A 17351-nucleotide genomic window follows, 5' to 3' on the forward strand; every position below is an offset into this window, starting at 1 on the left:
GGGGCCCGGGCGCGGTCGTACGATCACAGAGAGCACGACGACGTGTCCCCCACCGGCAGGAGCGCCATGACCGACGCGGCCCCCGTAGTACTCAACGTGCCCCAGGACGTCCTCGACCACTTCGCCAAGCTCGGGGTCACCGCGGAGACCTTCTCCGGCGGCCACCTGGGCGAGAAGCTCGGCATCAAGATCACCGAGGCCTCCCCGGACCGGGTGGTCGGCACCATGCCGGTGGAGGGCAACCAGCAGCCGTACGGGCTGCTGCACGGCGGTGCCTCGGCGGCGCTCGCCGAGACGCTGGGGTCGATCGGCGCGATGCTGCACGCCGGGCCGGGCCGGTACGCGGTCGGCGTCGACCTGAACGCCACGCACCACCGTTCGGCGACCTCCGGGCTGGTCACCGGGGTGGCGACCGCGGTCTTCAAGGGCCGCACCGCCGCCACCTACGAGATCGCCGTCACCGACGACACCGGCAAGCGGATCACCAGCTGCCGGCTGACCTGCATGCTGCGCGACCTGTAGCAGCCGCGACCCGGAGCGCAGGCCGCTCCGCGCGCCTCCCCCGCCGCCCACCCGCCGCTGCCGGCCGGTGGGCGGCGGGCTTTGTTTGGCCACGGGTGGATGGGGGCAGATCCTCCCGGACGAGGGGGTACCGGCATGTCCGGCACGCGGCGCGGCGGAGCTCGGCCCGGCGGTCACGGATACCTCGGCCCGGTCGAGCCGGCCGAGGGCACCGAGGCGCCGCCGCCCGCCCCGCTGCCCTTGCGCGACCTGTTGAGCAGGCGTCAGAAGCTGGTGCTGGCCGGAGTGTTCGCGGCGGTCGTGGCGCTACTGACGGTGCGCCACCCCGTCCAGCGGCCGCAGCCCCCGCCGCCGTCCGATCCGCCGCGCATACCCTCGGTGGTCTCCCACCTGAGGTACGCCGGCCCGGTCGGACCCCCGGGCGGGCCGGGCGCACCCTTCGCCCTGCGGGTGTCGGCGGAGGCGGACGAACCGTACGAGGTCACGGCGGTGCGCCAGAGCTATCCGGGTTTGTCCGTATCCGTCACCGGGGGACTGCCGGTCCGGGTGATCCCGGGTCAGTCCGTGCTGCTGACCGTCGAGTACCGGGTGACGGACTGCGCGGGGGCGCCGCCGGACGCCGGAATGCCTTTCCTCGATGTAACGCTGCGTAACACGCGCGCAATCGAGACCGTGAGCCAGATCCTCGGCGCAAGGTACGCCCGCGACCTGTCCGAAAGACTGCATTCGGCATGCCCGATTTCCGGCTATCGGACACAGGTGTCCGCACATACAGTGACGAACACTCACGTCCGATAGTCGAACACCGCCGGTAGCAGGGGTTTTCCGGTACGACACCGTTTCGGTGGGCGAGACGCCGCTTAGCAGCCCGCGCAGAACGGGGCGCGGATGACCAATATTCGAGATTTTCGAAGAGGTCCGCATAACAAGAGAATCACAGCATGTCCGCAGGTCTGCCGGAGCCTGCCGAAGCCGTTCTAGAGTCACGGCCAGTCACCGCGCCAACCGATCGGGCCAGGCCCCCCCAGCGCGCGACCCGGCACCGCCACTCCGGCGCACTGCCTACCTGATCCAGAAGGGGAACTTCGTGCGTAACCGTTCAATGCTTGTCGTGAGCATCGCAGTCGTCGGAGCGCTCACCCTGTCCGCCTGCGGCTCCCGCGGTGAGAAGTCCGGCACCAGCGGCGACGCGGGCGGCACCACCGTCACCATCGGCGTCGACGCGCCGCTGACGGGCCCGCTCTCCGCGCTCGGCCTCGGCATCCAGCACTCCGTGGAGCTGGCCGCCAAGATCGCGAACGACAACAAGGAAGTTCCCGGCGTCACCTTCAAGGTGAAGGCCCTGGACGACAAGAAGTCGCCCCAGGAAGGCCAGCAGAACGCCACCGCCCTCGTCGCCGACAAGAGCGTCCTCGGCGTCGTCGGCCCGCTGAACTCGGGCGTCGCCCAGTCCATGCAGCAGGTCTTCGAGTCGGCCAGCCTCGTCGAGGTCTCCCCGGCCAACACGAACCCCGCCCTGACCCAGGGCGAGAAGTTCGAGACCGAGAAGAAGCGCACCTTCAAGACGTACTTCCGCACCGCGACCACGGACGCCATCCAGGGCCCGTTCGCCGCCCAGTACGCCTACACCGACCTCGGCAAGAAGACCGCCTACCTGATCGACGACAAGAAGACCTACGGCGTGGGTCTGGTCGGCGCCTTCCAGAAGGAGTTCACCAAGCTCGGCGGCACCATCAAGGGCCAGGACCACATCGACGAGAACAACCTGGACTTCTCGGCCGTGGTCACCAAGGCCAAGGCCGCCGGCGCCGACGTGATCTACTACGGCGGCGAGTACCCGCAGTCCGGCCCGCTCTCCGACCAGCTCAAGAAGGCCGGCGTCACCGCCCCCGTCTTCGGCGGCGACGGCATGTACGACCCGGAGTACATCAACAAGGCCAACAAGAACGCCAACGGCGACTTCGCGACCTCCGTCGGTGCCCCGGTCGAGTCCCTCGACTCCGCCAAGAAGTTCGTCGCCGACTACAAGGCGGCCGGCTACTCCGACCCGTACGCGGCCTACGGCGGCTACTCCTACGACGCCGCCTGGTCGATCATCCAGGCCGTCAAGGCCGTCGTCGCGGACAACGGCGGCAAGGTCCCGTCCGACGCCCGCGCCAAGGTCGTCACCGCGATGAGCAAGGTCAGCTTCGAGGGTGTCACCGGCAAGGTCGGCTTCGACGAGTACGGCGACGCCGTGAACAAGCAGCTCACCGTCTACACGGTCAAGGACGGCGCCTGGGCCGTCGCCAAGTCGGGCACCTACTCCGGCTGACCCACCCCCGGCTGACCCACGGCTGACCCACACCAGCCGCAACCGGACACCACGCAACAGAACGAACCACCGGCGGGGGCGCTGAGAACCAGCGTCCCCGCCGTTCCACAACGGTTCGTCCCCACCCCGCAAGCGAACCCCACCCCGAATCCACTCGGAGGCCCAGCGGTGCACGAACTGCCGCAGCAGCTGGCCAACGGCCTGATCCTCGGCTCCCTCTACGGGCTGATCGCGATCGGCTACACAATGGTCTACGGCATTGTCCAGCTCATCAACTTCGCCCACGGCGAGATCTTCATGACCGGTGGGTTCGGAGCCCTCACCACATACTTGATCCTGCCCCCCGGCACCGGACTCTGGCTCGCCCTGCCGCTCATGCTCCTCGGCGGCGTCCTGATCTCCGTCATCGTCGCCGTGGCCGCCGAGCGCTTCGCCTACCGCCCGCTGCGCGGCGCCCCGAAGCTCGCACCGCTCATCACCGCGATCGGCCTCTCCCTCGCGCTCCAGCAGGTCGTCGAGCAGTTCTACCCCGGCGCCAAGTCCGGCCGCAGCTTCCCGCAGCTGCCCGGCGGCCCGTACCACATCGGCAGCGTCACCCTGCAGCCCGCCGACATCTTCCTCTTCGTCGCCGCCCCGCTCTGCATGGGCGCGCTCGCCGCCTTCGTCGGCAAGACCCGCACCGGCCGCGGCATGCAGGCCACCGCGCAGGACCCCGACACCGCCAAGCTGATGGGCATCAACACCGACCGCATCATCGTGATCGCGTTCGCCCTCGGTGCCGCCTTCGCCGCGGTCGCCGCCGTCGGCTGGGGCCTGCGCTACGGCCAGGTCTCCCCCACCATGGGCTTCCTCGCCGGCCTCAAGGCCTTCACCGCGGCCGTCCTCGGCGGCATCGGCAACATCTACGGCGCCATGCTCGGCGGCCTCGTCCTCGGTGTCGCGGAGGCCCTCGCCACCGCGTACATCCAGGAGATCCCCGGCATGCACCAGCTCGGCGGCGGCTCCTGGGCCAACGTCTGGGCCTTCGTCCTCCTGATCGTCGTCCTCCTCGTGCGGCCACAAGGCTTGCTCGGCGAACGCGTCGCAGACCGAGCCTGAGGAACGGAGCAGCCACCATGACCATCACCAAGAGCCCCGCCCTCCCGCTGCCGCTCCCGGCCGCCAAGGCGCTCGTCCTCGCCGGCGGCCTCGCCACCGCCGCCTCCACGTTCATCCACTGGACCTGGACCTCGGAGTTCCCCGGCGACCTCACCGTCGACGGCTACCCCGGCGGCCTGCAGATCCTCACCCTCACCGCCGGCCTGCTCATCGCCCTCTTCTCGCTGCCGCTGTACGGCGTGAAGGGCACCCGCTGGCTCACCCCCGCCGGCCCCAACGCGCCGCTGCTCGTCCTCGGCGCGGCCGCCGCGGCCACCACCTGGTTCACCCTGATCGCGATCAGCACCGAACTCGGCGGCCTCGCCAACCTGGAGCCCGGCGGCTGGATCGCCGGCGTCGCCTCCCTCCTCCCGCTGATCGGCGCCCTCGGCCTGCCGCAGACCGGCTCCACCGTCGGACTCCCCTCCTCCGGCGGCGTTCTCGCCATCACCAAGCACTACCTCGGCGCCTTCACCCGCCTCGTCGGCCCCAACCCCGACCTGGCCCCCGCGAAGCCGCTCAACCGCTGGGTCGAGACGCTGATCATCATCGCGGTCGCCGCCCTCGGCCTGACCGTCTTCACCTACGGCATCGTCACCGAGTACGGCGAGCTGTTCATCGGCTTCCTCATCCTCACCGGCCTCGGCACCTGGGCCCTGATGCGCGCCGGACTCATCTCCCGGCTCACCGCCCTCACCGCCCGCCACCGCGGCACCACCACCGCCGCCGCCTTCGCCGCGGCCGCCGCCTTCCCCTTCACCCAGAGCGACGACCACTTCGCCTCGGTCGGCGTCAACATCCTGATCTTCGCCACCGTCGCACTCGGCCTGAACGTCGTCGTCGGCCTCGCCGGCCTCCTCGACCTCGGCTACGTCGCCTTCCTCGGCGTCGGCGCCTACGCCGCCGCCCTGGTCTCCGGCTCCACCAGCTCCCCCACCGGCCTGCACCTGCCCTTCTGGGGCGCCGCCCTGGTCGGCATGGCCGCAGCCCTGGTCTTCGGCGTCGTCATCGGCGCCCCCACCCTGCGGCTGCGCGGCGACTACCTCGCCATCGTGACCCTCGGCTTCGGAGAGATCTTCCGCATCGCGGTCAACAGCCTCGACGGCGTCTCCGGCCCCAAGGTCACCAACGGCCCCAACGGCATCCGCAACATCCCCGACCTCGACATCCTCGGATTCGACTTCGGGCAGGCCCACACCTTCGGCGCCTTCACCCTCGGACGCTTCGCCAACTACTTCCTGCTGATGCTGCTCGTCACCGCGTTCGTCGTGACGGTCTTCAGCCGGGCCAACGACTCCCGCATCGGCCGCGCCTGGGTCGCCATCCGCGAGGACGAGACCGCCGCCCAGGCCATGGGCATCAACGGCTTCAAGCTCAAGCTCCTCGCCTTCGCCCTCGGCGCCGCGCTCGCCGGCCTCGCCGGCACCGTCATGGCCCACGTCAGCTACAGCGTCGTCCCGGACCCCTACCAGTTCGCCGGCGCCGTCCCGCCCAACAGCGCCTTCCTGGTCGCCGCCGTCGTCCTCGGCGGCATGGGCACCATCGCCGGCCCGCTGCTCGGCGCCACCATGCTCTACCTCATCCCCGAGAAGCTCGTCTTCCTGAAGGAGTACCAGCTCCTCGTCTTCGGCATCGCCCTCGTCCTCCTGATGCGCCTGCGGCCCGAGGGCCTCATCGCCAACCGCCGCGCCAAGCTGGAGTTCCACGAGAAGGACGACGAGCCGGCGGCCCCCGCCGAGAGCGACGACGCACCCGCCCGTACCGAACCCGGCCCCGCCGGCCTCACCACCGCAGGGGCGTGAGACACACCATGACCACCCAGACCGTCCCGGCCCCCCGCCCAGAAGGCACCACGGCGGCCACCCCCCTGCTCGAAGCCAGCGGCGTCGTCATGCGGTTCGGCGGCCTCACCGCCGTCAACAACGTCGACCTCACCGTCAACAAGGGCGAGATCGTCGGCCTGATCGGCCCCAACGGCGCCGGCAAGACCACCTTCTTCAACTGCCTCACCGGCCTCTACGTCCCCACCGAGGGCACCGTCCGGTACCAGGGCACCGTCCTGCCGCCCAAGCCCCACCTGGTCACCTCCGCCGGCATCGCCCGGACCTTCCAGAACATCCGGCTCTTCGCCAACATGACCGTCCTGGAGAACGTCCTCGTCGGCCGCCACACCCGCACCAAGGAAGGCCTGATCTCCGCCCTCGTCCGCGGCCCCGGCTACAAGAAGGCCGAGGCGGAGGGCCGCGAGAAGGCCATGGAACTCCTCGAGTTCATCGGCCTCGACCACAAGGCCGACCACCTCTCGCGCAACCTCCCCTACGGCGAGCAGCGCAAGCTCGAGATCGCCCGCGCCATGGCCAGCGAGCCCGGCCTGCTGCTCCTCGACGAGCCCACCGCCGGCATGAACCCGCAGGAGACCCGCGCCGCCGAGGAGCTCGTGTTCGCGATCCGCGACAAGGGCATCTCCATCCTCGTCATCGAGCACGACATGCGGTTCATCTTCAACCTGTGCGACCGGACCGCCGTCCTCGTCCAGGGCCAGAAGATCGTCGAGGGCGACAAGGAGACCGTCCAGAACGACGAGCGCGTCATCACCGCCTACCTCGGCGCGCCCCTCGAGGGCGCCACCGACACGGCAGCAAGCACGGAGGCAGACCAGTGACAGCTCTTCTCGAGGTCGAGGACCTCCGCGTCTCCTACGGCAAGATCGAAGCCGTCAAGGGAATCAGCTTCACCGTCAAGCAGGGCGAGGTCACCACGCTCATCGGCACCAACGGCGCCGGCAAGACCACCACCCTGCGCACCCTCTCCGGGCTGCTGAAGCCGACCCAGGGAAAGATCACCTTCGACGGGCAGGCGCTCTCCACCGTCCCCGCCCACAAGATCGTGTCGCTGGGCCTGGCCCACTCCCCCGAGGGCCGGCACATCTTCCCGCGCATGAGCATCGAGGAGAACCTCCTCCTCGGCGCCTTCCTGCGCAAGGACTCCGCCGGCATCACCGAGGACATCGAGCGCGCCTACGCGCTCTTCCCGATCCTCGGCGAGCGCCGCAAGCAGGCCGCCGGCACCCTGTCCGGCGGCGAGCAGCAGATGCTCGCCATGGGCCGCGCCCTGATGTCGCGTCCCAAGCTGCTCATGCTGGACGAGCCCTCCATGGGCCTGTCCCCGCTCATGATGCAGAAGATCATGGCGACCATCGTCGAGCTCAAGGCCTCCGGCACCACCATCCTGCTCGTCGAGCAGAACGCCCAGGCCGCGCTCTCCCTCTCCGACCGCGGCTACGTCATGGAGACCGGCCGCATCGTCCTCACCGGCACCGGCTCCGACCTCCTCACCGACGAGTCCGTCCGCAAGGCGTACCTCGGCGAGGACTGACCCCGGCACCGACGGAGAGGGGCCCGGCCGCATCGGCGGCCGGGCCCCTCTCCGTTGTTCTGCTCTCCCGCGTGCCCCCGCAGCCCCCGGGCAGCGGCAGGACGCCTCCGTCAGCCCTCCGCCTTGCCGGCGTCGGCCTTCTTGCGGTCCTGCGCCTCGCCCTCCTCGATCACGGCCTGCGCCACCGCGGCCATGGTCATCCGGCGGTCCATCGAGGTCTTCTGGATCCAGCGGAACGCGGCCGGCTCGGTCAGCCCGAACTTCGTCTGCAGCACGCTCTTCGCCCGGTCCACCAGCTTGCGGGTCTCCAGCCGCTGCGAGAGATCGGCGATCTCCTCCTCCAGCGTCCGCATCTCGGTGTAGCGCGAGACCGCCATCTCGATCGCCGGCACCAGGTCGCTCTTGCTGAACGGCTTCACGATGTACGCCATCGCACCGGCGTCGCGGGCGCGGTCGACGAGCTCGCGCTGCGAGAACGCCGTCAGCATCAGCACCGGGGCGAGGTGCTGCTCGTGGATGCGCTCGGCCGCGGACAGGCCGTCCAGGACGGGCATCTTCACGTCCAGGATCACGAGGTCCGGCTTCAGCTCCTCGACCAGCCGCACCGCCGTCTCGCCGTCCCCGGCCTCACCGACGACGGTGTATCCCTCCTCCTCCAGCATCTCCTTGAGATCCAGGCGGATCAGCGCCTCGTCCTCGGCAATGACGATTCGGGTGATCTGGGGCGACTCGATCTCAAGCGGCTGGGGCTGCTCGTCGGCGGTGCTCACGGGGCTCCTTGTTCCGGCGGGGTGCTGCATGCACGAGCCTACCTAGACACGGTATGTTGGTGTCACGAGGGTGAGCACTTCGCCTTCAAACCTTAGGCCCCGATAGCCCAATCGGCAGCAGGCGATGGTCTCAAACACCATACAGTGTGGGTTCGAATCCCACTCGGGGCACTTTTCCTTCAATTCCAAGGTCGCTACCTGACCCGTCGATCATCACCGGTTCGAGTGATGATCCTCCGCCGGACGGCCGAATCCCCCGTACCGTCGCCGACGATCGGCACTGTGTACGACATGGCCGCCCGGCGGCACGCGCTCGACCTCCACCGCTCGGGGCTGACCCTCAGCCAGACCAGCCGGGCGACGGGCATCTCCCGCTCCGCGATCCGCGCCTGGACGCGCCGCGTCGAGCCGGCCCCCGGCACGACCACCGAGTGCCCGCTCCGCCACGGGGCGCTCGCCCCCGACCGCCCCGCCGCCGACTACGGCTACCTGCTCGGCCTCTACCTCGGCGACGGCTGCCTCAGCGAGGGCCGCCGCGGGGTGTACGCCCTGCGGATCGCCTGCGGGGACGCCTGGCCCGGCCTGATCGACGAGTGCGAGCGGGCCGTCCGCGCCGTACTGCCCACCAGTGCCGTGCTGCGTGTCCCCGCGCCCGGCTGCACCAGCGTGGTCAGCACCGGCAAGCACTGGCCCTGTCTCTTCCCGCAGCACGGCCCCGGCCCCAAGCACCTGCGCCCGATCCGCCTCGCCGGATGGCAGCAGTCCGTGGTCTCGGCCCACCCCTGGGCCTTCGTCCGCGGCCTGATCCACTCCGACGGCTGCCGCACCGTCAACCGGACGACCCGCCGCACCGGCGACACCGTCCGCCGGTACGAGTACCCGCGCTACTTCTTCACCAGCGCCTCGCACGACATCGTCCGGCTGCTCACCGGCACCTTCGACACGCTCGGGGTCGAGTGGCGCCTCCGGGAGCGCCGCACCGGCCACCTGGACGTCTCCGTCGCGCGGCGGGCGTCGGTGAAGTTGATGGACCGTCACGTCGGGCCGAAGTGGTGACGGCGCAGCCCTCCCCCCATGGTTGGGGCTGCGCCGCCGGGCCGTTGGGGGCCGGCCGTGGCTGTGACGCTACCGGGGCGGTCGGGGCGGGTGGGGTGCTGTGACGCGTCCGGGACGGGATCGTCGCAGGGCTGCGGTGTTCGGTTCGCAGCGGTGACGGCGCAGCCGTGGCGGGGCTGCGCCGCCGGCGGGGGTGGTCAGTTGTCGAGTTCGCCGACGTGGTGGACGCGGACGAGGTTGGTGGAGCCGGCGAGGCCGGGGGGCGAGCCGGCGGTGATGACGACGATGTCGCCCTTCCGGCAGCGGCCGAGGCCGATGAGTTGGGCGTCGACCTGGGCGACCATTTCGTCGGTGGTGGGGACGAAGGGGCCGAGGAAGGTCTCGACGCCCCAGGTGAGGGCGAGTTGGCTGCGGACGGCGGGTTCGTAGGTGAAGGCGAGGACGGGGATGGGCGAGCGGTAGCGGGTGAGGCGGCGGGCGGTGTCGCCGCTCTGGGTGAAGGCGATGAGGTACTTGGCGTGGAGGAAGTCGCCGATCTCGGCTGCGGCGCGGGCGACGGCTCCGCCCTGGGTGCGGGGCTTGTTGCGTTCGGTGAGCGGGGGGAGGCCGGCGGCGAGGACGTCTGCCTCGGCGGCTTCGATGATGCGGCTCATGGTGCGGACGGTCTCGACGGGGTACTTGCCGACGGAGGTCTCGCCGGAGAGCATGACGGCGTCGGTGCCGTCGAGGACGGCGTTGGCGACGTCGGAGGCTTCGGCGCGGGTGGGCCGGGAGGCGTGGATCATCGAGTCGAGCATCTGGGTGGCGACGATGACCGGCTTGGCGTTGCGCTTGGCGAGTTTGACGGCGCGTTTCTGGACGATCGGCACCTGTTCCATGGGCATTTCGACGCCGAGGTCGCCGCGGGCGACCATGAGGCCGTCGAAGGCGTCGACGATGGATTCGAGGGCGGCGACGGCCTGGGGCTTCTCGATCTTGGCGATGACGGGGAGGCGGCGGCCCTCTTCGTCCATGATGCGGTGGACGTCCTCGACGTCCTTGCCGCTGCGGACGAACGAGAGGGCGACGAGGTCGGCCCCGAGGCGGAGTGCCCAGCGCAGGTCGTCGACGTCCTTGTCGCTCAGCGCGGGCACGGAGACGGAGATTCCGGGGAGGTTGAGTCCCTTGTGGTCGGAGACGAGGCCGCCTTCGAGCACGGTGGTGCGGACGCGGGGGCCGTCGACGGCGGTGACCTGGAGGCAGACGCGGCCGTCGTCGACGAGGATGTGTTCGCCGGGGACGACGTCGGCGGCGAGGCCGGCGTAGGTGGTGCTGCAGGTGTCGCGGGTACCGGGGAGGTCGTCGACGGTGATGGTGAACTCGTCGCCGCGTTCAAGAAGTACGGGCCCGTCGGCGAAGGTGCCGAGGCGGATCTTCGGGCCTTGGAGGTCGACGAGGATGCCGACGCTGCGGCCGGTCTCGTCGGAGGCCTTGCGGACCCGGCGGTAGCGCTCCTCGTGTTCGAGCTGGGAGCCGTGGCTGAGGTTGAACCGGGCGATGTCCATGCCGGCCTCGACCAGGGCCTTGATCTGGTCGTACGAGTCGGCGGCGGGCCCGAGGGTACAGACGATTTTTGCTCGGCGCATGCCTGTAGAGCGTAGGGATTACCGGGGCGTAACACCGCTGTTCCGCCGGGCCTCCTTGCGGCTGTTGCAGAAAGTTTTGATTAACAACCTGACACATCGTGGCCTTTGGCGCTGTGAGGTCGAATTGGCGTCCGAAGCGGTCGTCGGCGACCAGCGCGAACGCGGCGGGAGGCCGGTCCGGGGCGGGTGCGGACGGTCCGGAGGGTGATGTGTGCGGCGGCGGGTTGACGGAGTGTCGGACGGGCTGCGGGTGTGCGGCGGTGGGGCCGGGTGCCGCGGGCGTCATGCCGGGGTCATCGACATCTCACCTGTCCGCAACGTCGGGGGGCTGTCGCGGCGGGCGTTTTGGCGGCAGACTTCTACGCGCGTTTCTCTACGCGCGTCAACGACGCCTCCGTCGCTGACCGTCCGTCCGCCGCACCACGCTGGAGTCGTCCATGCCCCTGAACCGCCGTGAGTTCGTCTCGCGTTCGGCCGCCACCGCGGCCGGCGCCGCCCTGGCCGGCGGACTGCCCGTCCTCGCCGCCGCCCCCGCCGCCGCGGCCCAGGGCGCGGACGGCGCCGACCGCAGGGCCCCGCAGAAGCAGACGTTCACCGTGATGGGCACCACCGACCTGCACGGCCGGGTCCTCAACTGGGACTACTTCACCGACGCCGAGTACGACGACAAGGCGCACAACGACGTCGGCCTCGCCAAGATCTCCACCCTGGTGAAGCAGGTCCGCGCCGAGAAGGGCTGCCACCGCACCCTGCTCATCGACTCCGGCGACACCATCCAGGGCACCCAGCTCAGCTACTACTACGCCCGCGTCGAGCCCATCACCGCCAAGCGCCCGCCGCGCCACCCGATGGCCGCCGCGATGAACGCCATCGGCTACGACGCCGCCGCCCTCGGCAACCACGAGTTCAACTACGGCATCCCGCTGCTGCGCGCCTACGAGGAGCAGCTGGACTTCCCGCTGCTGGGCGCCAACGCGCTGTACGCCAAGAACGAGCGGCCCGCCTTCGACCCGTACGTCATCAAGGAGATGCACCTCGGGCACGGCCGTCCGCTGCGGGTGGGCATCCTGGGTCTGACCAACCCGGGCATCGCGATCTGGGACAAGGCCAACGTGTCCGGGAAGATGGTCTTCCCGGGGATCGTGGAGGCGGCGAAGAAGTACGTGCCGCGGATGCGGGCGGCCGGTGCGGACGTCGTCGTGGTCTCCTCGCACTCGGGTGCGGACGGCGCCACCTCGTACGGCGACCAGCTGCCGTGGGGCGAGAACGTGTCGGCGCAGCTGGCCGAGGAGGTGCCGGGCGTCGATGCGGTGCTGGTCGGCCACGCGCACAAGGAGATCCCGCAGCGCCTGGTGGTGAACAAGCAGACCGGGAAGAACGTGGTGCTCTCCGAGCCGCTGTGCTGGGGCCAGAGGCTGACCTGTTTCGACTTCGAGGTGGAGTTCTCGCACGGCTCCTGGCAGGTCACCTCGGTCTCCTCGCGGGTGCTGAACTCCAACACGGTGCCGGAGGACCCGGCGATCGTGAAGCTGATCTCCGGCCAGCACAAGAAGGTGGTGGCGTACGTCAACCAGGTGATCGGTACCTGCAAGTCCGAACTGTCCATCGCCGAGGCGCCGTTCAAGGACGTGCCGATCATCGACCTGATCGCCCGGGTGCAGGCGGACACGGTGAAGGCGGCGCTGGCGTCCACCGAGTACGCGAACCTGCCGGTGCTGGCGCAGGCGGCGCCGTTCAACCGCACGGCGGTCATTCCGGCGGGCGATGTGCGGCTGCGGGACGCCGCGGGTCTGTACATCTACGAGAACACCCTGGAGGCGCGCGTCCTGACCGGTGCGCAGATCAAGGACTACCTGGAGTTCTCGGCGCGGTACTTCGCGCAGCTGGCCCCGGGTGCGCCGGTGGATCTCGCGACGCTGACCAATGCCGGGTCGACGCCGGACTACAACTTCGACTCGGTGTACGGGGTTTCGTACGACATCGACATCGCGCAGCCGGCCGGTTCGCGGATCGTGGGGCTGTCGTTCAACGGTGCTCCGATCGACCCGGCGGCGCAGTTCGTGCTGGCGGTGAACAACTACCGGGCGGGCGGTGGCGGCAACTTCCCGCACGTGGCGGCGGCGAAGTCGGTGTGGTCGAACTCCGAGGAGATCCGCAACACCATGATCGCCTGGGTGAAGGCCAAGGGCGTGATCGACCCGGCGGACTTCGGCGGCGTGACCTGGCGCCTGGTCCGCGCGGGCGTGCCGGTGTTCTAGGCCGGCTCGGCCCGTGGGTGCGCCGTAGGGGGCGCGGGGGACTGCGCGGTCCCCCGCGCCCCCGGCGGGGCTCCCGTCCGGCACGGCCGGGCGGGGCCCGTCAGGCGCGGCGGCGGACGGTGGAGGGCGGGGTGAGTTCCTGGCGGCCGCCGGTGGCGAGCATGCGGACCTCGTCGCGGTCGCTGATCTCGGCGCGGACGATGCCGCTGTCGTCCGTGTACACCGGGTGGCCGCCTGGGCCGAGGGTGCCGGTGGGGTGAACCACGACGATGTCGTCGGTGTCCTGGCCGGGGTGCGGGAAGGAGAGCTCGTACTCGGTCATGGGGCACCTCCTCGGGCCTCGCGGGTGCGTGGGCCGCTCACCAGTGTCGCGCCCCGGCGGCGTCCGCGCGCTTCGGGAACCCGGGGGCGGGGTGCTGCGTCCCACTGCCGTTCGGTTCGGTTCGTACCGGGTTGGTACCGGCAGGGGGTGTGCGGAATGCGCAGGGGTGTGGTGGCGGCGCTGCTGGGGCTGGTGCTGTCGGGGTGCGCCAGCACGGTGGTACGCAGCAGTGGCCCGGAGGAGGGGTCGGCGACGGCGGACGCTCCTGCGCGGCAGCGGGCGGCGCAGGTGGCGGCGGCGTGGCCGGGGTCGGAGCAGGAGCGGGTGTGGCGGTCCGGCTACTACCCGGTCGACGTGCCGGTGGAGTGGTTGCCGAAGGACGCCTTCCACGGGGGTGAGGACAAGGCCGCGTACTACGCGGGGCGGCTGGTGCTGGCGGGCGGGCTGCCGCAGACGTTCTCGGGGCTGGCGCAGGTGCGGTGGGCGGACGGGTCGGAGCTGACGCTGCCGCTGCGGTCGGCGGACTCGGTGTTCCGCTCGTTGACGGAGGGCAAGCCGGGCTGCCAGGGGAAGTGCGACCGGCCGCTGAAGGTGACGGGGGCGGAGCCGGGGACGCGGGAGGTGTCGACGAGCCGCGGCCGGGCGGAGATCCCGGTGTGGCGGTTCTCGGTGGCGGGGTACGCGGATCCGTTCGTGTATCCGGCGGTGGCGGCGCAGCAGCCGCCGGTGCCGCCCGGGGCCGGGGTGGAGGTGCCGGGGGCCCGGCCTGCGGCGTTCTCGGCGGCGTCGGCGGACGGGACGGTCCTGACGGCGGGGGTGGCGCACGGCAGCTGTGAGCGGGTGGAGCGGGTCGAGGCGTACGAGACGGGGAAGGCCGTGGTGCTGATCGCGCGGGTGCGGTCGGCGGTGTCGCCGGGGACGGTGTGCGATCTGGCGATGCACTACTCGCCGGTGGACGTCCGGCTGGACGGTCCGCTGGACGGCCGGGTGGTTCTGGACCTGGCGACGGGTGCCCCGCAGGTGCCCAGGGGCGGCCCGGACGGCGGGCCGGCCCGCGGCCAAGACGGCGGGCAGTAGAAGCTCCCTGTGGACCGGGTTCGTCGAGGAGGGGCGGGCGCTGTGGCGTGGCGGGCCCGGGCACAGCTGCCGATGGAGTCGGCGGCACCGGCACCGGCGTCGACGACCGAACCGGCTCTGCGGACGGGCCTGTCGGCGCCGAACGTGTCGCACCACCTGGCGGCACTGCATGCGGCGGGGCCGGTGGCGCGGCACCGCGGCGGCCGCAGCGTCCTGTGCTGCGGACACCGGTGGCGGGGGCAGGCGGCTGAGCGGGCTCGCCTTCGGGGCAGCCGGGCGACCACTAGGGCGTAGTTCTCCCCCGGCCTTCGGCCGGGAGGTGCCCCCCACGCGCCCCTGAGGGTCGCCCTGTTGCTCTAGCGGTCTGCGAGGTCGTGCAGTCGGGTGAGGGCGTCCTCTGCGGAGGTGAGGACGGAGATGTGGCCGTCGTCGGGGCGGGTCCACAGCTCGGCGCCGGGGATGCGGCGGGCGAGCCAGTGGCTGTGGCTGCTGGGGACGATGCGGTCGCGGTCGCCGTGCAGGAGGAGGACGGGGGTGCGGATCCGGCCGGGGGTGAAGCCCCAGGGGGCGGTGTAGGCGAGGTCGTCGTCGATCAGTGCGGCGGGGCCGGCGGAGAGGGCGGGGCCGACGACGGTGTCCAACCAGGACCAGGGGCCGTGCAGGGCGGCGAGGTCGGCCGGGGTGAACTCGGGGTCGTAGTCGGCGCCGTGGGCGTGTTGGTGGTGTTCCTTGACGGTGCGGCCCGCGACGGCGGCCTGCAGGGAGGCGACCCCGGAGGCGGTCATCCCGGCGTACCAGTCGAGACCGTCGGCGCCGTACGGGGCGAGTCCGGCGATGCTTGCGGCCGCAAGGACGCGGTCGGGCAGCAGGGCGGCGCAGGCGAGGGCGTGCGGGCCGCCGCCGGAGTGGCCGAGGGCGGCGAAGCGCTCGATACCGAGGGCAGAGGCGAGGGCGGCGGTGTCGGCGGCCGCGGAGGCGATGTCCCGGCCGGGGCGGGGGGTGGATCCGCCGTAGCCGGGGCGGTCGTACGAGACGAAGCGGATGCCGAGCCGGGCGGCCGCGGGGAGGAGCGGCTCGGGCGGTGCGCCGAGGTTGGGCGTGCCGTGGTGCCAGACGACGGTGAGTGGGGCGTCCGCGGGCCCGGTGTCGTAGTACCGGAGGGTGCGGCCGTCGGGCAGGGTGAGGGCGGTCTCCGTCATGGTGCGCACACTACCGGCCGGGGCCGACAGCGGGCCCCGGCCGACGGCGGGTCACATCGGGAGCCGGGTCAGAACGGGAAGCGGCTGCGGCCGTGCTGGATGGAGATCCACTTGACGGTGGTGAAGGCCTCCACGGTGGCGTCGCCGTTGAGGCGGCCGACGCCGGAGTTCTTCTCGCCGCCGAAGGGCACGATCGGCTCGTCGGCGATGGTGCCGTCGTTGATGTGGATCATGCCGGTCTCGATCCGCTGGGCGAGCCGGACGCCGCGCTCGATGTCGCCGGTGTGGACGGCGCCGCTGAGGCCGAACGGGGTGTCGTTGGCGATCTCCACGGCCTCCTCGTCGCCGTCGAAGGGCACCACGACGACGACCGGGCCGAAGATCTCGCGGCGCAGCACGGGGGCGTCGTGGGGCACGCCGGTGAGGACGACCGGGTCCATCAGGGTGCCGACGGTGGAGCCGCGGAGCAGGACCTCGGCGCCGTCGGCGACGGCCTGGTCGACCTGGGCGGTGACGGAGTCGGCCTGGGCGGTGTTGATGAGCGGGCCGATGTCGGTGGCCGGGTCCTGCGGGTCGCCGACGGTGAGGGTGCGGATCTTGGCGACGAACCGGGTGGTGAACTCGTCGAGGACGGAGCGGTCGACGAGGACGCGGTTGGCGGCCATGCAGACCTGGCCCTGGTGGGCGAAGCGGCTGAAGACGGCGGCGTCCACGGCGTAGTCGAGGTCGGCGTCGTCGAGGACGATCAGGGCGCTGTTGCCGCCGAGTTCGAGGACGGAGCGCTTGAAGTGGGAGGCGGCGACGGTGGCGACGTGCCGGCCGACGGCGTCGGAGCCGGTGAAGGCGATGACCTTGGGGACGGGGTGCTCGATGAAGGCGTCGCCGATCTCGGCGATGTCGGTGAGGACGACGTTGAGCAGGCCGACGGGCAGGCCGGCGTCCTCAAGGAGCTTGGCGATCAGGGTGCCGCCGGTGATCGGGGCATCCTGGTGGGGCTTGAGGACGACGCCGTTGCCGAGGGCGAGCGCGGGGGCGACGGCCTTGAGGGAGAGGAACAGCGGGAAGTTGAAGGGGCTGATCACGCCGACGACGCCGACGGGCAGGCGGTAGAGGCGGTTCTCCTTGCCGTCGACGGGGGAGGGCAGGATGCGGCCCTCGGCGCGCAGCGAGAGCTGCATGCACTCGCGGAGCATGTCCTTGGAGAGGGATATCTCGAAGCCGGCCTTGAGGCGGGTGCCGCCGAGCTCGGCGATGATGGTGTCGGTGATCTCCTGCTCGCGCTCCTCGAGGAGGCGCAGGGCGCGCTCGAACACCAGGCGCCGGGCGTAGGGGTTGGTGCGGGCCCAGGTGCGCTGGGCGCGTTCGGCGGCCCGGTAGGCCTGGTCGACCTCGTCGGCGGTGGCGACGGTGATGGAGGCGAGCTTCTCCCCGTTGTACGGGTTGATGTCGACGATGTCCCACGAGCCGCTGCCGGGGCGCCACACGCCGTCGATGTACTGCTGCGACAGTTCCGTGAAGTGAGACATCCGCTGCCTTTCGATGAGTTCCGTCCGCGCGAACGGATTTGACGGAATCTCATCCTACTGACCGACGATCAGATGTCTCCGAGAACAGAGCGGAGAAGTGCCAGTGAATCCTCGGGGGTGAGGCTGGCCTCGCTGAGCCGCTGCAGGGCGGCGGTGTACTCGGCGACCTC

At 71.1% G+C, this 17351-nt stretch carries 16 protein-coding genes and 1 tRNA gene (1 of these 17 only partly in view); 11 read left to right on the top strand and 6 right to left on the bottom strand.

Annotated elements, in window-relative coordinates; all coding sequences use genetic code 11:
* The first annotated feature begins 66 nt into the window (after positions 1 to 66).
* The 7 genes from ACQ614_RS09610 to ACQ614_RS09640 all read left to right on the top strand — a co-directional run bounded on the left by ACQ614_RS09610 (position 67) and on the right by ACQ614_RS09640 (position 7348).
* Positions 67 to 522, top strand: coding sequence for a PaaI family thioesterase (locus tag ACQ614_RS09610; RefSeq protein WP_431678010.1), 456 nt, complete (start codon positions 67 to 69; stop codon positions 520 to 522).
* Positions 523 to 657: 135 nt separating this feature from the next.
* A complete protein-coding gene (locus tag ACQ614_RS09615; protein ID WP_431678011.1) occupies positions 658 to 1320 on the top strand; it encodes a Tat pathway signal sequence domain protein in 663 nt (220 codons plus the stop codon).
* Between the two features lie 289 nt (positions 1321 to 1609).
* Positions 1610 to 2836, top strand: a complete 1227-nt coding sequence (locus ACQ614_RS09620; RefSeq protein WP_431678012.1) for a branched-chain amino acid ABC transporter substrate-binding protein — start codon at positions 1610 to 1612, stop codon at positions 2834 to 2836.
* A gap of 168 nt (positions 2837 to 3004) precedes the next feature.
* Complete coding sequence (locus ACQ614_RS09625) at positions 3005 to 3934, top strand: branched-chain amino acid ABC transporter permease (RefSeq protein ID WP_263105903.1); 930 nt, start codon at positions 3005 to 3007, stop codon at positions 3932 to 3934.
* A 17-nt stretch (positions 3935 to 3951) separates the two neighbouring features.
* Complete coding sequence (locus ACQ614_RS09630) at positions 3952 to 5775, top strand: branched-chain amino acid ABC transporter permease (protein ID WP_431678013.1); 1824 nt, start codon at positions 3952 to 3954, stop codon at positions 5773 to 5775.
* Between the two features lie 8 nt (positions 5776 to 5783).
* Positions 5784 to 6635 carry an ABC transporter ATP-binding protein gene (locus ACQ614_RS09635; protein WP_431678014.1) on the top strand — a complete coding sequence of 284 codons (852 nt, stop codon included), beginning with the start codon at positions 5784 to 5786 and terminating at the stop codon, positions 6633 to 6635.
* Positions 6632 to 7348 carry an ABC transporter ATP-binding protein gene (locus tag ACQ614_RS09640; protein ID WP_363491160.1) on the top strand — a complete coding sequence of 239 codons (717 nt, stop codon included), beginning with the start codon at positions 6632 to 6634 and terminating at the stop codon, positions 7346 to 7348. Before ACQ614_RS09635 ends, ACQ614_RS09640 begins: the two co-directional genes overlap by 4 nt.
* A gap of 110 nt (positions 7349 to 7458) precedes the next feature.
* Here ACQ614_RS09640 and ACQ614_RS09645 read toward each other — a convergent pair whose 3' ends face one another.
* Positions 7459 to 8118: an ANTAR domain-containing response regulator gene (locus ACQ614_RS09645; RefSeq protein WP_363491158.1), complete on the bottom strand. Its 660-nt coding sequence runs from the start codon at positions 8116 to 8118 to the stop codon at positions 7459 to 7461.
* Between the two features lie 96 nt (positions 8119 to 8214).
* Between ACQ614_RS09645 and ACQ614_RS09650 the strand changes: the two genes are divergently transcribed.
* Positions 8215 to 8289 (top strand) — tRNA-Leu (locus ACQ614_RS09650).
* A gap of 120 nt (positions 8290 to 8409) precedes the next feature.
* Complete coding sequence (locus ACQ614_RS09655) at positions 8410 to 9174, top strand: helix-turn-helix domain-containing protein (RefSeq protein WP_431683876.1); 765 nt, start codon at positions 8410 to 8412, stop codon at positions 9172 to 9174.
* A 197-nt stretch (positions 9175 to 9371) separates the two neighbouring features.
* Here the strand turns inward: ACQ614_RS09655 and pyk are convergent, their stop codons facing one another.
* Positions 9372 to 10799 carry a pyruvate kinase gene (pyk, locus tag ACQ614_RS09660; protein WP_431678016.1) on the bottom strand — a complete coding sequence of 476 codons (1428 nt, stop codon included), beginning with the start codon at positions 10797 to 10799 and terminating at the stop codon, positions 9372 to 9374.
* A gap of 437 nt (positions 10800 to 11236) precedes the next feature.
* Here pyk and ACQ614_RS09665 point away from each other — a divergent pair, with 437 nt between their 5' ends.
* Entirely contained in the window at positions 11237 to 13057 is a 1821-nt protein-coding gene (locus ACQ614_RS09665) for a bifunctional metallophosphatase/5'-nucleotidase (protein ID WP_431678018.1), read from the top strand.
* Positions 13058 to 13157: 100 nt separating this feature from the next.
* On the opposite strand, the gene ACQ614_RS09670 is transcribed toward ACQ614_RS09665, so the two are convergent.
* Complete coding sequence (locus tag ACQ614_RS09670; protein WP_431678019.1) at positions 13158 to 13379, bottom strand: DUF6296 family protein; 222 nt, start codon at positions 13377 to 13379, stop codon at positions 13158 to 13160.
* 156 nt (positions 13380 to 13535) lie between these two features.
* On the opposite strand from ACQ614_RS09670, the gene ACQ614_RS09675 reads away from it, so the two are divergent.
* Positions 13536 to 14456, top strand: a complete 921-nt coding sequence (locus ACQ614_RS09675; RefSeq protein ID WP_431678020.1) for a hypothetical protein — start codon at positions 13536 to 13538, stop codon at positions 14454 to 14456.
* A gap of 356 nt (positions 14457 to 14812) precedes the next feature.
* On the opposite strand, the gene ACQ614_RS09680 is transcribed toward ACQ614_RS09675, so the two are convergent.
* From ACQ614_RS09680 to ACQ614_RS09690, 3 genes are all read right to left on the bottom strand, one after another.
* Positions 14813 to 15655 (bottom strand): alpha/beta fold hydrolase, encoded by an 843-nt coding sequence (locus tag ACQ614_RS09680; RefSeq protein ID WP_431678021.1) that lies wholly within the window; start codon positions 15653 to 15655, stop codon positions 14813 to 14815.
* A gap of 68 nt (positions 15656 to 15723) precedes the next feature.
* Positions 15724 to 17181, bottom strand: a complete 1458-nt coding sequence (locus tag ACQ614_RS09685; RefSeq protein ID WP_431678022.1) for an aldehyde dehydrogenase family protein — start codon at positions 17179 to 17181, stop codon at positions 15724 to 15726.
* Positions 17182 to 17249: 68 nt separating this feature from the next.
* Positions 17250 to 17351, bottom strand: the 3' end of a protein-coding gene (locus ACQ614_RS09690; protein ID WP_431683877.1) for a DUF5753 domain-containing protein. 294 nt of this gene lie beyond the right edge of the window; only the last 102 of its 396 coding nucleotides appear in the window; the start codon falls outside the window, past its right edge; it ends in the stop codon at positions 17250 to 17252.

It is taken from the genome of Kitasatospora dryopteridis (genome assembly GCF_050749075.1).
Lineage (GTDB): Bacteria > Actinomycetota > Actinomycetes > Streptomycetales > Streptomycetaceae > Kitasatospora.

Excerpts from the sequence above, each read along its gene's own strand:
- ACQ614_RS09610 (WP_431678010.1), top strand. The coding sequence starts at position 67 with ATGACCGACGCGGCCCCCGTAGTACTCAACGTGCCCCAGGACGTCCTC.
- ACQ614_RS09615 (WP_431678011.1), top strand. The coding sequence starts at position 658 with ATGTCCGGCACGCGGCGCGGCGGAGCTCGGCCCGGCGGTCACGGATAC.
- ACQ614_RS09630 (WP_431678013.1), top strand. The coding sequence starts at position 3,952 with ATGACCATCACCAAGAGCCCCGCCCTCCCGCTGCCGCTCCCGGCCGCC.
- ACQ614_RS09635 (WP_431678014.1), top strand. The coding sequence starts at position 5,784 with ATGACCACCCAGACCGTCCCGGCCCCCCGCCCAGAAGGCACCACGGCG.
- ACQ614_RS09655 (WP_431683876.1), top strand. The coding sequence starts at position 8,410 with ATGGCCGCCCGGCGGCACGCGCTCGACCTCCACCGCTCGGGGCTGACC.
- pyk (WP_431678016.1), bottom strand. The coding sequence starts at position 10,799 with ATGCGCCGAGCAAAAATCGTCTGTACCCTCGGGCCCGCCGCCGACTCG.
- ACQ614_RS09665 (WP_431678018.1), top strand. The coding sequence starts at position 11,237 with ATGCCCCTGAACCGCCGTGAGTTCGTCTCGCGTTCGGCCGCCACCGCG.
- ACQ614_RS09670 (WP_431678019.1), bottom strand. The coding sequence starts at position 13,379 with ATGACCGAGTACGAGCTCTCCTTCCCGCACCCCGGCCAGGACACCGAC.
- ACQ614_RS09675 (WP_431678020.1), top strand. The coding sequence starts at position 13,536 with ATGCGCAGGGGTGTGGTGGCGGCGCTGCTGGGGCTGGTGCTGTCGGGG.
- ACQ614_RS09680 (WP_431678021.1), bottom strand. The coding sequence starts at position 15,655 with ATGACGGAGACCGCCCTCACCCTGCCCGACGGCCGCACCCTCCGGTAC.
- ACQ614_RS09685 (WP_431678022.1), bottom strand. The coding sequence starts at position 17,181 with ATGTCTCACTTCACGGAACTGTCGCAGCAGTACATCGACGGCGTGTGG.